Raw genomic sequence first — 14,269 nt, forward strand, 5'->3', positions numbered from 1 at the left:
GCGTCGGCGAACTTCCCGTCCCGGTCGCGCAGGAAGAACCCGAAGCGGTCCAGGCGGTCTTCGAGGTCCATCATCAAGTTCCGCACTTGCCGCGTCACCCAATCCTGGTTCGGGTGCGCGGTGATGCGAGGATGTGCACCCGGCGCGCCTCGACCTCCATGACGAACAGCACATACAGGCGCCCGCGGAACGCGGTATCCACATGGGAAAAGTCGCAGGCAGGCAGCCCAGACGCCCAGGCCCGCAGGAAGCAGGCCCAGGTGCCGCGCGCCCCCTGGCGCGCGGGCGGGATGTCGCCCTGCCGCAGTATTGCCCGGACGGTGGCGGCGGAGACGGTAACGCCCAACCGGGCCAGCTCCCCTTGCACGCGCCGGTGCCCCCGCAGCGGGTTCTCCCGCGCGAGGCGAAGGATCAACTCCCCCGTTTCCCCGGGTACCGGTTGCCGACCAAGCCTCTTAACGGCGGTACGTCCACGCGACCGCGACCAACTCCCGGTGCAGGCGGAGCAGCGTTGCCGGGGTGACGATGAAGCTGCTCCAGCGCTCCCCGGACAGCAGACGCGACAGGGCCGCCAGCAGTACCCGCTCGCCCGCATCCAGCATCGGCCGACCGACTTGGCGCTGGAGCACTGCGAGCTGGTGCCGCAGCACCAGCAGCTCGACGTCCTTGGCCGCGTTGCCCAGCAGCCGCAGGCCCGCCACTTCCAGCGACCCGCGCGCCAGGAGATAGATCCATCACCACCGCATGAACTCCGATCACCCTCTAGCCGACACCGCTCCCGCAGAGGAACGGTCCAGCTCAGCGGGCGAACCCGAGTTTTCACGCGGGACACCCTCCTTCTGCGAGGCTACGATGAGCGCGAATGACTGGGGCGGCGACGTGCGCTCGTGCTCCGCCAGGGCTGATCGAATTCTGAGTCGGCGGGATTGAGTACCGATCCTGGCGGCACCAACTCGTCGATGGCGTCGAGAGTCACCTCGTCCAAGCGGGTATCGGCACCGGCCAGGATGGATTCGAGTTGCCCAGGCGTACGCGGCCCGATCAGGCAGGAGGTCACAGCTGGATGGGCCAAGGTGAATGCCAGCGCCAGGTCCACCATGGGCAGGCCAGCTGCATCGGCGAGTTTCGCGAGCTCAGTTACGACATCGAATTTTGCAATGTTCGCGTCACTGGCCAACTGGTACCGCTCGTGCATCCGGCCACCGCGGCTCTGGTACTCCTCGATGCGGCCCGCCCGGGTATCGGCCGGGGGAGCTTCGCCACGCTGGTACCTGCCGGCCAGCCAGCCGCCCGCCAGCGGGCTCCAGACAATGGCGCCCATGTGGTACCGCTGCGCAACCGGCAGCACATCGCGCTCAACGCCACGCGCCAGGATCGAGTAAGGGGGCTGCTCGCAAACAAATCGAGCGCTAGTGCGCTCGCGGCTGACCGCCTGGGCTTCTACCAACTGCCATGCTTGGAAGTTGCTGCAGCCGATATAACGAACCTTGCCTTGCGTGACCAGAGCGTCTAGCGCGCCGAGCGTTTCCGCTAGCGGCACGTTGGTGTCTGGCTGATGGACCTGATAAAGGTCGATGTGATCCGTTCCCAGCCTTCGCAGGCTGCTTTCAACAGCGCGCATAATCCACAACCGGGAGTTGCCTCGTTCGTTCGGCCCCGGACCCATCGGCGCATGGAACTTGGTCGCGACGAGGACTTCATCACGTCTGCTTCGTATAGCCCGCCCGATGATCTGCTCCGCTTGCCCGTCGGAGTAGGCGTCAGCGGTATCGATCAAGTTGATACCGCCATCTAGCGCGCGATTAACTATCGCACTGCACTCGCGCTCGTCATCGTTGCCCCACGCCCCGAACATCACCGAGCCGAGCGCGTACGCACTGACGCGTACCCCCGTGTCCCCGAGCAAGCGAAACTCCATCTTCCCTAGTTCCTCCGTCCGCGGGGTTGGTGCGCTGGGACGGCGTCGGCAGGCAGCGCCTAATCCTGGCCATCTCACACCTTCGAGTACACAGCGAATTGATCAGTCCAGAATGAGCCAAACCACCCGACCACGTCCAATAGGCAATCGTCGTCACTGCCATAACTTTCGATTATCTCCAGGATGGAAAGTGCCCGATGGTCTGTGTAAGTGATCGCGGCGATCATAGTGTGGGGATGCGCCCCTCGAAATACTCTGCGAACGGTGCACGTATCCAGCGGATTCGCGCATAGGGCTCACGGACCCGGGTTGAGATGAGAACACGTGCCCGGTCTGAGGACGATCGTGTTTGCGAAGACGGTAACTGGTCAGGTCCTGGGCGGCTGTCCGATGTGATCTCGCTGCCTGGGTGTCGGTCATGGTGGGGTGTCCGCCTGTCAGCAGCCGTCGTACGACGAGCTTGTGGCGGAGAACGCGCAGCTTCGGGTGATGGTGATGGTGGGGTTGCGGCGGGCGGAGTTGGCGGAGCTGAAGGCTCAGCTGGGTTAAGAACCCCTCGAACTCGTCCAAGCCGCCGTCGTCGGACGGGCTGGCCAAGCCGGCTCCGAAGTGGTTACGGGGTAAGAGCGGCCGGAAGCCGGGCGGGCAGAAGGGCCACCGAGGCCGGACGTTGGCGCAGGTCATGGTTCCCGACAGCTGGGAGCGGCATGAGCCGCAGCGGTGCCGGACTTGCGATGGCGATCTGGCCGGTGCGCCTGAGGTCGGGGTCGAGGCCCGTCAGGTGCTCGACACCCCGCAGACATGGTGGCCGTGCATGAGCACCGGCTGGTCAAACGCCGCTGCGGGTGCGGACGGTGACCTGCGCCGATGTTCCGCCCGGGCGGAGGCCCCGGTGCAGTACGGGCCGCACGGGACCGCGATCGTGATTACCTGTATGTCGGGCAGTTCCTGTCCAAGGCCCGCACCGCCCAGGCGCTGGCCGAGTTGTTCGGTACCCCGCTCTCGGGTGGGACGGCTGCGAATATGACCGAGCGTGCCGCCGTCGGGCTGAACGCCTTCACCGAGCAGGTCCGTGGATTGATCGCCGGCGCTGCGGTGGCGCACTTCGACGAGACCGGGCTGCGTGTCGGGGGCAGGCTGCGGTGGGTGCACTCGGCGTCGGATGGCAAATATGGTGCTGATCACAGTGCATGACAAGCGTGGCACCGCCGGGATGGACGCCACCGGGGTGCTCTCGCACTTCACCTCGATCGCGGTGCACGGCGGGTGGGCACCATGTGCCACCTACACCGCCGCGGTGCACGCCCGCCGCAACGCTCACCTGCTCGGGGAGCTTCAGGCCGTGATCGATCAGGCCGGCCAGGACACCGGCTGGTGCTGGGCCGGGCAGGCGGCCGACGCGCTGCCGGATATGAAGGCCCGGTCGATGAGGCACGCGCCGGGACGGCACCCTGAACAGCCTCGATCAAGCCAAGCTGACCGCCCAGCCGCGCATGCCTACCGGTCGGCCGCGCGGCTGGGCGTCAAAGCCACCACGGCAAGGGCCTCGAACCTGGAGAAAGACCACAACGCCCTGGCCCGCCGGCTCCCGCATCGCGAAGCCGACCACCCGCGGTTCACCCTCGGCGCTCCTCGCTGAGGGGCGTGTAGGGGATGTCCGCGGCGACAGAGATGGACGCCAGGCTCGCGATCCTCGACACGCTGGATGCCGGGACCGGCTCACTCAAGGAGTGCGACCGCGGCCCGCCTCCTGGTCGGGCAGATCTACCGGCTCGGCGCTGCTCAACAGCGCCAACATCGAGGTGGACGGGCCGCGTAGGGACAGCGTTGACTACCATTAGCATGGTCAACGCCGCGGCAGGGCACGCATCGGATTCTGAGCCGAGTTCGGTGTCCCGGTCACGTCGGTCTGGCAGGCCGGGCCGACCCGCGCTCGTCGGTGGTGGCGCTACTGCGACGCGCCCCTGTCACTCTCCCGGAAGACGCCACCGGTTCGGACACCTCGGTGGCGGTGCGGGTCGACGCCGGCTGCTTCGCGGGCGAGATCGCGCTGGAGGGCCTGTGGCAGGGCATCGATTGCGATCGGCCGATAGGCCACCACCGTCTGGGTAACGCATACACCTTGTACTGCTAAAAAACATCGGAGTAATTAGCTGATAACACTACGGAAACCCATCCCTCGAAGATCATTATTAGGATGTCAATCCATGGAACTTCGCGATCTGCGCTATCTGGAGGTGCTCGCCGCCGAGCTGCACTTCGGCCGTGCAGCCGCGCGTCTGCACATGACCCAGCCGGCGCTCAGCCAGGCGCTGGCGCGGTTGGAGAAGGAGATCGGCTGCCCGTTGCTGCAGCGACACCCGCGAGGCGCGTCCCTGACCAACGCCGGACGGGTTCTACTGGCCGAGACGCAGGGCGTGCTTAAGACCATGGACATCGCCTGCGAGCTGTCCCGCCGGGTCGGACGTGGCGACGCGGGCAGCGTGACCATCGGATTCGTCGACGCGGCGGTCTTCGACATACTGCCGCCGCTGCTGCGTAGGTTCCGGCAACGCTTCCCTGCGGTGAGCGTGACGAGCCGCCAGCTCAAGTCGGCCGAATTGGCCGCGTGTGTTGAGACCGGTCAGCTCGACTTGGCCTTCCTGCGCCGCGAAGCGGCCATCCCTGAGGTCGAGTACCGGACGATCCGCATGGAGCGGCTGGCCCTTGCGGTGAGCAGGAACAACCCGCTCGCAAGGGCCCGCGACGTAGCCGTGAAGGACCTTGCCGAACAGGACTTCATCATCCCCGCGCTGGATGGCGCCCCGAGCCTGCACGGCCTCTCGCTGGACATCTGCCTCGGCGCCGGCTTCACACCGCGAATTGCAGCTCACACCATCTCGATCCAGGTATTGATCGAGATGGTCGCGCAGGAGATCGGGGTGGCGTTCGTGGTGGAGTCGTGGGGAGCGAAGCGCAACCCGAACGTGGTTGTCAAAGAGTTGCGTGGCGTCGAGGAGTTCCTCGAACTCGCGGTTGGGTTCCGTCCCGAGCAGATTCCGATGGCGGCGAAGAACCTGCTCAACCTGGCGCTGCAGATGGCCCCGACCGAGCGGCTCTCGGACACCGCCTGACAGTGCGGCAGAATCTCAGTACAGCGACTCGATCAGCGATCTTCCGGGCAGCCGTTGCGTGATGTTAACAGCGCCGTCCTCGGTGACATGTACAAGATCCTCGATGTGGTAGACCTCATCGTCGCCGAAGTAGCCCAGCTCGATCTCCAGCATCATGCCCTCCAGGACGGGCTCATGGACGTCGGGCAGCAGCAGCGGGGCCTCGTGCCCGAGAAGGCCGATACTGTGCCCGACAATCCCCCAGTTATAGTCAAGGCCGAGCCGCTTGTACTCGCGTCGGGCCATTGCCGACAGATCCGAGGCGAGCACGCCGGGGCGGATGGCGTCCACAACGGTGTCGTGCGCCTCGGAGATTCGGGCGAATCGGTCCCGCTGGGTGGCGCTGGCCCGGCCGACCACGGCGTTACGGGCTACGTCCGAGACGTAACCGTCTATCCGGATTCCCCAGTCCGTCCTGATGAGCATGCCCTGCTCGACCGGCTGTCCGCTCGGGACGGGATGCCAGCTGGTGGAGCGGCGACCGGTGGCCAGCGTCGTGTGGGCGAACGCGTGAGCGCCACGCTCCCACAGCGCGCTGGTCAGCCGCCCGGCGATCTGCAGCTCGGTTTCGCCCGGCCGGACAGAGGAGAGCACGAACTCCAGGCACTCGGCGGTGGCCCGATTCATCTCGGTCATCAACGCGACCTCTGCTGGCGACTTGATCGCCCGCATGGCATCGAGCACGGGACCGGCATCCTCCTGCCGCACGGTCGGCAGCAGGCGGGATAGGTCACGGCTTATCTTCAAGGGCAGACTTCTCAGCTCGACTCCGAGCACCGCGTCCCTGATGCCCAGCTCCCTGAGAACCTCTACCGCCACCCGTACCATGCCGGGGTGCTCGCCATCGTACGGCCGGACGTCCTGGATGAGGGGCCTGGTCTCTTCGGGGCCGATGAAAGACTGATCGCCTTGACCGGCCCAGTGCATGCCACGGGCGCGCGGCACCACGAAGACCGGGTCCCCACTTGCCGGCCAGAGGACGAGATGCGGTCGTTCGGGCGACGCCCGCAGATCGGGATGATAGAAGCCGGATAGGTAAGTCACGTTCTCCTGCGACACCGCCAGGACGGCGGCGAATCCGCTTTCGGCCACCAGCCGGCGCACTCTCCCAACATCGAGGTACGCATCGCCGTCGGGATTTCTGATGTCGGCCACGGACTCCTCCTCGTGCCGCTCGTACGGCTGATCGACGGTTGCTACGCGGTTGGGAGCACCGGATGCATCTCGTGCCAGGACGTCACGCACTGGTAGGCGGCGCCGATTCGGAACAGGTCGGCCTCGGCGAACGGGCGCCCGTAGAGCTGCATGCCGACGGGCTTGCCGGCAGTGTCGAAACCGACAGGCACGCTCAGCGCGGGCACGCCGATCACATTGGCAAGGAAGTTGTGGTGGAGGAACCCGGACGTCGCGGTCTCTCCGGATCCGGTGAGGTCCACCTCGAGCTCATCCATCCGCATCGTGGTGCGTGGCACTGTCGGAGCGACGAGCGCGGTGAGGCCGTGCTCCTCGAACGCCGCGCGGTAGCCGCGCTGGACGACGGTGCGGGTCTTCTGCGCCTTGATGTAGGCGGTGGCCAGCACCAGCTCGCCGAGTTCGAGCATCGTCCGGACTGCGGGGACGTAGCGATCCCCACGCTCCCGCAGGAACTTCTGGTGCCACTCGCTGGTGTCACCGACCAGCACCGCCATGCCGGCGGGCACCGCGAGCTCAAGGTCCTGGATGGCGATTTCGACGATGGTCGCTCCGCGTTCGGCGAGCTGGTCGATCGCCGCGTTCACCCTGGCACAGACGTCGTCGGTCACCGCCGGGTAGAAGAAGTAGTCCCGCTCGACGCCGATCCGCACGCCAGTCAGATCGTCGCCGAGACCGCCGAGGTAGTCGCCCACCGGTTCGTCGATCGCGCCGTGGTCGGAATAGCCCGCCGCGTCGGGGCCGCCCGGCCCGGCCATGACGCCGAGCATGATCGCGACGTCCCGGACCGTTCGTGCCATCGGGCCCACCGAGTCGAGGGTGGCGCTCATCGGAAAGACGCCGCGAGTGCTGACGCGTCCGTAGGTGGGTTTGAGGCCGACGATGCCGTTGAGGGCCGCAGGCACCCGTACCGATGCACCGGTGTCGGTGCCGATCGCACCGTAGGCGCTGCCAACTGCGACGGACACCCCGGAGCCGGCGCTCGATCCGCCGGGGTAGCACGTGGTGTCCCAGGCGTTGCGGGTGGCAGGCTTGTCCTGGCCGTAGGCGAACTCGTGCGTGACCGTCTTTCCGACGATGACCGCACCGGCCGCGCGCAACTTCTCCACGACGACTGCGTCACGAGTGGGGACGAAGCCCTCGAGCACTCGCGAGCCGGCGGACGTAGGAAAGCCCGCCGTGTGCAGCAGGTCCTTCACGCCGACCGGGATTCCCTGCAGCGGACTCTTGATCGTCCCGGCGGCGAAGTCGGCGTCCGCCGCGGACGCCTCGCGTAGCGCGCTTTCGGCCATCACACCGACGTAGGCGTGTACCACCGGATCGGTGGCCTCGATTCGGGCCAGTGTCAAGCGGGTCAGCTCGACCGAGCTGACCTCGCCTGCGTGCAGCAGTTCACCGACGTCGGCCAACGATTGCCAGTGCAGTTCGTTCATCGCCACCTCGGGTCCAAAACGGTGATCGGCGGAACATCGCTGTATTCGAGCGGGCGCAGCAGTGCCGCCATGGCGACCTGATTGGTCATGACAGCGATCAGCGAGTCCATGTCCTCGCCGGGTATGGCGACGCCGGCCAGGTCAGCGATCGCCCTGACCAGTTCGGGGGTCACATCCAGTTCCATCAGGCGCCGATCCTCAACAGGCTGATCTGCGACTGGGTGAGTATTTCGAAGCCGTTCCCGGTCACGACGGCCCGCTCCTCCACCTGGTAGCGCTCGGCCCGTGCGGTGGACTTGAACGAGCTGAACGCCGCGACCCGAAGGTCCTGCTCGCTCATCACCGCCCGAAGGCCGGCACGTTGTGCTTCGCAACTGGTCCGGGTTGCCGAAACCGACATGGTCATCTCCACGATCGCCATTGGACGGGGTGGTCCGGGTACGGTGCGGGTCGCGGCCGGTGGTGTCCCGGCCGCGCCCCTTCGGCTCACTTGAGCCCTTGCACCTTCGCGAGCTTCTGCAGGATGTTGTACTTCGCCAGGTACTGGTTGCTTGCCACCAGCGGTGGCAGCGAGTTGATGCTGCCGTCCTTGTTGTAGTACATATCGACGTTCGACTTGGTCAGCATCATCTGCGGGGCCGCGGTGAGCGCCGGCGGCTTGGCCCCCTGGGTCATCGCTGCCGCCTCGGAGAGGACGTAGACGCCCCAGCCCTGGAAGAACAGCGCCCCTTCGGCCAGCCAATTGGGGTCGGTCCGCAGCTCGTTGAGTCCGTCGGAGTCGGCGCCCAGACCGCCGGTAAGAATACGGTTGCCGAAACCTGCCTGCTTGAGAGATCGGTATGCGCCGAAGGTGCAGTCGTCGTCGCTGCCGTACAGCAGAACGTTGTTGCCCTTCGGAATGCTGCCGATCACGTTCTGCATGGCGGCATATGCGCCGTCCAGCGTGCTCTTACAGTCGATCTGGAGGCCGTTGGTGCCTCCGATCGTCGTCGTCGACGCGGTGATCTGCGCCGGGGTCACCTTTGTGAAGCCGGGCAGTGTGTTGGCGGTCTGGACATAGAAGTACCGCGGCCCGTCGTTGACCTCGACGCCATTGGTTGCCGAGATCGACATCACCACGGTGGTGTTCGCACCGGTCCAGCCACGCTTGCTCGCCACGGGCAGGATCACGCTCGCTGCATCCACGCCCATCTGCTTGTTCGACAGGTTGAACCAGGAACAGCCCGGGATCTGCTGGTTGACCGCCAGGCAGGGCACCTTGGCCCGGGTGAACTGCTGGCCAACCGCTGCGCCCACTCCCACCTGGGTGTTCCAGTCGATGGCGACGTCGGGTTTGGTCTGCGCGATCAGTCCCGCATTGGTCAGTGCGGTCGGTCCATCCAGGTTGTTGTTGTAACGCTTGATCTTGATTCCGAGCTTGGTACCGTCGGTCACCACACCGTCGCCCACGGTCTTGAAGATGCCGACGGCGTCGCCTGCACTGGCGTAGGCGAAGGACAGGCTGCTGAGCGACTTGCCGGAACTGGTGCTACTCGTCGATTTTGGCGATCCGCACGCGGCCACTGTCATCGTGGCTACCGCGAGCGCGACAATGGGCCATCGCCTGCGCATATCTCTACCAGCCTTCGTTTGGTGAGTTGGGGGAATCGGCTCCGAGCAGGGCCGATGAAGTTCTGCTGCTGGAGATGGTCAGCCTCGGGGCCGAGCCCAGATCGCGCGTTCGACTAGGCCGCGTACTCGGCCGAGCCCGACGGCCAGCAGCAGGATCGCACCGGTAGCGATCTGCTGATAGAAGGTTGGGACCTGCATCAGTGCGAGCCCGTTGGACACAGTGCCGATAACCAGCACGCCAAGCAGGGTGCCCGGAATGCCACCGGTTCCGCCACTGAGTGAGGCGCCGCCGAGAATGACCGCCGTGATCGACAATAGTCCTTCGGTGCTCCCGACCGTCGGTGCCCCGGCGAGGAGCTGATGTGCCAACATCACGCCGGCGAAGCTCGACAGGATGCCGCTCAGCACGTAAACGGCGATGGTGATCGCGTTGACGCGGATGCCGGCGAGCCGCGTCGCCTCGCGGTTGCCGCCGACGGAGTAGAGCATCCGCCCGAAGATGGTGTAGCGCAGCGCGATGAAGACGATGACGGCCAGCAGGATGAGGGTCCACACGTACAGAGGCATGCCCCAGAGGTTGTTGCCTAGTGGCGCATCGGCCGGATTGGTGAGCGTCACGGTCAGGCCATTGGACACCGTGAAGGCCAGGCCTCCCGTGATCGATACCGTGGCGAGCGTGGTGATCAGTGGGTTGATTCCCAGGACCGTGACGATCAGCCCGTTGCAGACCCCGACCACCAGGCCGGCCGCGACGGCGACGAGCGTTGCGGGCACGACGCCGTGACCGTGGTTGACCAGCTCGACGTAGATGATGCCGCCGAGCGGCACGGTACCGCTCACCGACAGATCGAATCCGCCGGAGATCAGCACGATGGCCTGCCCGAGCGCGACCACTCCGAGGATGGAAATGTTGGACAAGATGTTGACCGTATTGGACGTGGTGAGGAAGTTGTCCGCCTTGGCCGCGAAGAAGATGACAAGTATGAGGTAGAAGCCGCCGACGCCGAGCAGTTGGGTGCCCTGGGCCGCGGCCCGCCCCAGCGTGCCCCCTGGGACGCGTGCCGGTCCTGCCTGGACCGGCTCGGTGATATCGACGGTGTTCACGCCGCGGTCTCCTCACCGGTCGCCAGCGCGAGCGCGTTGGCCTGCGTCATCGCCGCGCCGGTCAACTCGCCGACCACCGTGCCGTCGCGCATCACGAGTAGTCGATCACTCACTAGCACTGCCTCCTCTATGTCGGACGTGACCCAGAGCACCGATGTGCCGCGGGCTGCCTCGCCCTTCAGGTACTGATGGATCTGGACCCGAGTGCCGACGTCGACGCCGCGCGTGGGTTCGTTCAGGACGAGGAAGGTGGGACGCGCCACCAACCGGCTGCCGAGCAACACCTTCTGCTGATTGCCGCCGCTAAGGGCGCCGACCTGCTGCGTCACGGAGCGACAGCGGATCTGCAGTGTCTCTTGCCACTCCTGCGCCATCCGCCGTTCGGCGAAGCGGTTGACGAAACCGAAACGTGAGATACTGGCCGTCATCAACATGCTCAGGTTCGCCGAGATGCTTGCTTCGAGGTTGAGCCCGTCACGTTTGCGCTCCGGCGGCACGTACCCGATCCCAGCAGCACGAGACTCCCGGGGGTTGGAGAAGGCGGCCCGCTCGACGCCGTCGATCTCGACCCTCCCGCGGAAATCGCCTACCCGGCCACCCAGCCCGTCGGCCACGAGATCAGCACCCGAGCCGCGTGGACCGAAGAGTCCGAGGATCTCGCCCGCCCGCAACTCGAAGTCGAGTCCGGCGATGTTGGGCAGGCCTGGCCGGCTCCAGTCGCGCACGGTCAGCACGGGCGCGCCAGCCGGCTTGCTCTCACCGAGCTCGCGCTCAGCCTGTGCGACCTCCCCCCCGAGCATGTGATCGATCAGCTGCAGGGGCGTCGTTTCCGCTGTGATCAGGCTGGCCACCACCTCGCCGTTGCGCAGCACCAGCAACCGGTCGGCGATCTCGAAGACTTCATCCAGGCGGTGCGAGATGAAGATGACAGATACGCCGGTGGCGGCCAGCCGGCGCAGGGCCCGGAACAGGTTGGCGCTCTCCTCACTGGTCAACGACGCCGTCGGCTCGTCGAGGATCAGCACCTTGGTGTCACGGGCCAGTGCTTTGAGAATTTCGACCAGTTGCCGGTCGGCGAGCCCCAGCTCGGCAATCGGCCGGCGCACGTCGAGATCTATGCCGAACTCGGCGGCTATCCGGCTCGCCTGCCACCGAACAGTGGTCTTGCTGGTGAATCCGGCGCGGCTGGGCCACTGGCCGACGAGCAGGTTGTCGGCGACAGTCAGGTTGGGTAGGTACGCGAGTTCCTGCGGGATGTAGGAGATGCCGACTCGCAGCGCCTCCCGCGGCGAGTTGAAGTGCAGCGCCCGGTCGTCCAGCCGCAGCTCTCCGGAGTCAGGCCGGATTGCTCCGCCCAGGATCTTCGACAGCGTCGATTTGCCGGCACCGTTCTCGCCCATGACCGCGACGATCTCCCCGCGACCGATGACGAAGTCGACACCCCGGAGAGCTAGGTGCGCCCCGTACCGCTTGGACAGATCCGTGGCGACCAAACGTGCTGAGAATGCTGAATTCACGAGCGCCTGCTCATCTTGAGCCTCCCGAAGATCGGTAATTCCCAGGGTAGGGCTGTGCCCATTCACGGGATACCCGTGATCGGGCTGCTGCGGGGGTGGGGAGCCAGTTGGGAGGATTATGCTTCGCCTGCGTGTCGCATGTCCAATAACTAAGTCCCGAACAAACGATTAGCATGAGTTATCGTGGTCGGCCCGATCCAGCCGGCAGCCGTCGGTCCGTCCTCACCGGTGCGGCCGCTGATCGACTCCGAACTTGACAAGTCGCTGAATCAGCCCGGTATTGTCCCATCACACGCGAATCATGCCGCCATTTACCCGGAGCGGAGAGCCCGGGGCCCGACGCCCGAGTTCCTATCGACCGATTGCATCCAAGATCGCCGTGCGCAACGTTTACCGGTTGGAGAATTTAGATGATGAGTGCCGTGATGCCGAAATACGCTGACTTGGAGCGAATCGAAAGTCTCATAGAGGCCAGCGGTTTCGCTGCCGTCATCGCGGCCTGGCCGGAGAACGTTGGATATCTCTCAGGATTCTATCACCCAGATATGTGGGTGAATTGGGAGCGCCTGCATATCGTTGTCTGGCCGTCAGGCGGAGAACCGGCATTCGTCGTGCCGCGGATGCGTGCCGACCTGTGGAACAAGAGCAGTTCAGTTCCATTCATCACCGCCGAGGACACCGTGCCTTTCATCACCGACATTCGCGGTTTCGACGGTGAGGCACTGGACATGGTCCGCGCCGTCGCGGACGTGCTCACAGATCGTGGGGTCACCGAAGGCCGGTTGGCGGTGGAGTTCCGAAGCCTGCCGCTCAAGGTCAGCATGGAGCTGACCCGGCTACTGCCGCACCTTACCCAGGAGGACGGATGGCCGCTGCTCAACCAGCTTCGCCAGGTCAAGACCTCCGCCGAGGTCGAGGTGATGACCCGCGCGAACCGGCTCACCGCCGATATCCTCGAGGAAACCCTGCGCTCGGTTCGGCCCGGTCAAACCGAGCGAGAGATCAGCGCACGGCTGGCCGGCGAACTCTATTCGCGAGGTGCTGACGAGCTCTCCCACTCCATCCTCGGCGTCGGGCCCCGGGCCGCAAGCTGGCACCCATGGCCCACCGGCCTGCAGGTGGAGGAGGGCATGCTGATTCGCTCCGACTGGGGTGTCCGGATGGACGGCTACACCTCGGACATTGCGCGCAATGCGGTCGTCGGCAAAGCCAACGCCGAGCAGAAAGACATCTTCGCGAGACTGTCCGAGGCACACGACACCGTCGTCGCCGCAGTGAAGCCAGGAGTGCTCGCCTCGGACCTGTCCGCGCTGGCCCGCCGCGAATACGCCAGACTCGGCCTCGAATACCGCTGGGGCCTGATCGGCCACGGTATCGGCCTGGTGATCCACGAGGAGCCGCAACTGCTGCTGGACGTCCACGATCCGATCGTCGAGGGGATGACGATGGAGATCGAGCTGGGCTACTTCGGCGACAACGGTGGCTACCACATCGAAGATCTGATTCACGTGACCGCGAACGGCGCCCTCAACCTCACCCAGCTCGACCCCAACCGTACGCTGATCGAGTCCGAGAGCTGAACGGAAATCAGCGGTATCACCCGCGGGATGAACGCGACGCGACGGGCTCCCAGCGTGGCGGCGGCATGCCCGTCTCGCTGCGCGGGCGTGAGGTTGTAGGTCTCCCGGATGAACACTCCGATCGCGCCTCCAGCTCCGCCAGGGCCTGCCCGGCGCGGTCCTTGGTAGCGCGGAGTGCGTAGCCGGGCAGGGACGGCAGGCACAGCCGCCACATGGCGACCTGGACGGCCAGCGGGCCGGGCATCGTCTGGCCGAGTGCCACCGCGTCGAGGAAGTCCTGTCCCGGAAGGGCCTGGCGCGCAGACCTCCTCCCGGTCCGCAGGCTGCCGAACCGGACGAGGTGCGCGTCCAGTACCGGGCCGGCGGGAACGCCCGCATCCCGGCGCCCAACTGTCCCTGTTCGATCAGGACTCACCGACACTCCGCTCGCTGGCGGCGGCTCGGCCCAGTATCTGGAGGTCCGCCACCGCGGACACGCCACCGTCGAAGACCACATCCGCTGCGGAAAGACCACCGGCTTCGGCCGCTTCCCCTCCCGCCACTTCGAAGTCAACGCCGCGTGGCTGCAGCTGTCCCCGACCGTGATCGATCTCCTGGCCTGGACCCGCGCCCTGCTGCTGGACGGTGAGCTGGCCACCTCAGACCCGAATCCGCAGGTAGTGGTGCGGTCGGGCTGCTGATACGACGACAGGTGCCTCTGCTGGTTTGAGATGATCGAGGTTCTCTACGCCTGATCGCTCTCCCCAGAAGGACACCTGTCGAG

Annotated in this window: 16 protein-coding genes and 1 pseudogene; 7 read left to right on the forward strand and 10 right to left on the reverse strand. The window is 65.9% G+C overall.

Going from position 1 to position 14,269, the window contains the following annotated elements; translation table 11 throughout:
- Window positions 1-94 precede the first annotated feature (94 nt).
- The 3 genes from JWN03_RS41395 to JWN03_RS41405 all read right to left on the reverse strand — a co-directional run bounded on the left by JWN03_RS41395 (window position 95) and on the right by JWN03_RS41405 (window position 1,918).
- Window positions 95-346 carry a hypothetical protein gene (locus tag JWN03_RS41395; protein WP_297627607.1) on the reverse strand — a complete coding sequence of 84 codons (252 nt, stop codon included), beginning with the start codon at window positions 344-346 and terminating at the stop codon, window positions 95-97.
- Window positions 347-455: 109 nt separating this feature from the next.
- The gene (locus JWN03_RS41400) at window positions 456-701 is read right to left on the reverse strand and encodes a hypothetical protein (protein ID WP_297627610.1); all 246 of its coding nucleotides are present in this window, start codon (window positions 699-701) and stop codon (window positions 456-458) included.
- A 146-nt stretch (window positions 702-847) separates the two neighbouring features.
- Complete coding sequence (locus JWN03_RS41405) at window positions 848-1,918, reverse strand: aldo/keto reductase (protein ID WP_297627612.1); 1,071 nt, start codon at window positions 1,916-1,918, stop codon at window positions 848-850.
- 559 nt (window positions 1,919-2,477) lie between these two features.
- Here JWN03_RS41405 and JWN03_RS45690 point away from each other — a divergent pair.
- The 5 genes and pseudogenes from JWN03_RS45690 to JWN03_RS41425 all read left to right on the forward strand — a co-directional run.
- A pseudogene (locus tag JWN03_RS45690) lies at window positions 2,478-2,573 on the forward strand (DUF6444 domain-containing protein); the annotation flags it as partial.
- Between the two features lie 212 nt (window positions 2,574-2,785).
- Entirely contained in the window at window positions 2,786-3,112 is a 327-nt protein-coding gene (locus JWN03_RS41410; RefSeq protein ID WP_297627615.1) for an IS66 family transposase, read from the forward strand.
- Window positions 3,090-3,557, forward strand: a complete 468-nt coding sequence (locus JWN03_RS41415; protein ID WP_297627618.1) for a hypothetical protein — start codon at window positions 3,090-3,092, stop codon at window positions 3,555-3,557. The genes JWN03_RS41410 and JWN03_RS41415 overlap by 23 nt, the downstream gene beginning before the upstream one ends.
- A gap of 303 nt (window positions 3,558-3,860) precedes the next feature.
- Window positions 3,861-4,052, forward strand: a complete 192-nt coding sequence (locus JWN03_RS41420) for a hypothetical protein (protein ID WP_297627620.1) — start codon at window positions 3,861-3,863, stop codon at window positions 4,050-4,052.
- A 73-nt stretch (window positions 4,053-4,125) separates the two neighbouring features.
- Complete coding sequence (locus JWN03_RS41425; protein ID WP_297627623.1) at window positions 4,126-5,031, forward strand: LysR substrate-binding domain-containing protein; 906 nt, start codon at window positions 4,126-4,128, stop codon at window positions 5,029-5,031.
- A gap of 15 nt (window positions 5,032-5,046) precedes the next feature.
- Here the strand turns inward: JWN03_RS41425 and JWN03_RS41430 are convergent, their stop codons facing one another.
- The 7 genes from JWN03_RS41430 to JWN03_RS41460 all read right to left on the reverse strand — a co-directional run bounded on the left by JWN03_RS41430 (window position 5,047) and on the right by JWN03_RS41460 (window position 11,902).
- Window positions 5,047-6,225, reverse strand: a complete 1,179-nt coding sequence (locus tag JWN03_RS41430) for a M24 family metallopeptidase (RefSeq protein ID WP_297627625.1) — start codon at window positions 6,223-6,225, stop codon at window positions 5,047-5,049.
- Window positions 6,226-6,266: 41 nt separating this feature from the next.
- Complete coding sequence (locus JWN03_RS41435) at window positions 6,267-7,694, reverse strand: amidase (protein WP_297627628.1); 1,428 nt, start codon at window positions 7,692-7,694, stop codon at window positions 6,267-6,269.
- Window positions 7,691-7,879 (reverse strand): hypothetical protein, encoded by a 189-nt coding sequence (locus JWN03_RS41440; protein ID WP_297627631.1) that lies wholly within the window; start codon window positions 7,877-7,879, stop codon window positions 7,691-7,693. Before JWN03_RS41440 ends, JWN03_RS41435 begins: the two co-directional genes overlap by 4 nt.
- Window positions 7,879-8,115, reverse strand: coding sequence for a hypothetical protein (locus tag JWN03_RS41445; RefSeq protein WP_297627634.1), 237 nt, complete (start codon window positions 8,113-8,115; stop codon window positions 7,879-7,881). The genes JWN03_RS41440 and JWN03_RS41445 overlap by 1 nt, the downstream gene beginning before the upstream one ends.
- 65 nt (window positions 8,116-8,180) lie before the next feature.
- A complete protein-coding gene (locus tag JWN03_RS41450; protein WP_297627637.1) occupies window positions 8,181-9,263 on the reverse strand; it encodes a sugar ABC transporter substrate-binding protein in 1,083 nt (360 codons plus the stop codon).
- A 120-nt stretch (window positions 9,264-9,383) separates the two neighbouring features.
- Window positions 9,384-10,409: an ABC transporter permease gene (locus tag JWN03_RS41455; protein ID WP_297627639.1), complete on the reverse strand. Its 1,026-nt coding sequence runs from the start codon at window positions 10,407-10,409 to the stop codon at window positions 9,384-9,386.
- Entirely contained in the window at window positions 10,406-11,902 is a 1,497-nt protein-coding gene (locus JWN03_RS41460) for a sugar ABC transporter ATP-binding protein (RefSeq protein WP_297627640.1), read from the reverse strand. The genes JWN03_RS41455 and JWN03_RS41460 overlap by 4 nt, the downstream gene beginning before the upstream one ends.
- A 437-nt stretch (window positions 11,903-12,339) precedes the next feature.
- On the opposite strand from JWN03_RS41460, the gene JWN03_RS41465 reads away from it, so the two are divergent.
- Together JWN03_RS41465 and JWN03_RS41470 are read left to right on the forward strand one after the other, a co-directional pair.
- Entirely contained in the window at window positions 12,340-13,506 is a 1,167-nt protein-coding gene (locus JWN03_RS41465) for a M24 family metallopeptidase (RefSeq protein ID WP_297627643.1), read from the forward strand.
- Between the two features lie 212 nt (window positions 13,507-13,718).
- Window positions 13,719-14,186 (forward strand): hypothetical protein, encoded by a 468-nt coding sequence (locus JWN03_RS41470; protein WP_297627646.1) that lies wholly within the window; start codon window positions 13,719-13,721, stop codon window positions 14,184-14,186.
- The last annotated feature ends 83 nt before the right edge of the window (window positions 14,187-14,269 follow it).

This window comes from Nocardia sp. (genome assembly GCF_025465275.1).
In the GTDB taxonomy this organism is placed as follows: Bacteria; Actinomycetota; Actinomycetes; order Mycobacteriales; family Mycobacteriaceae; genus Nocardia.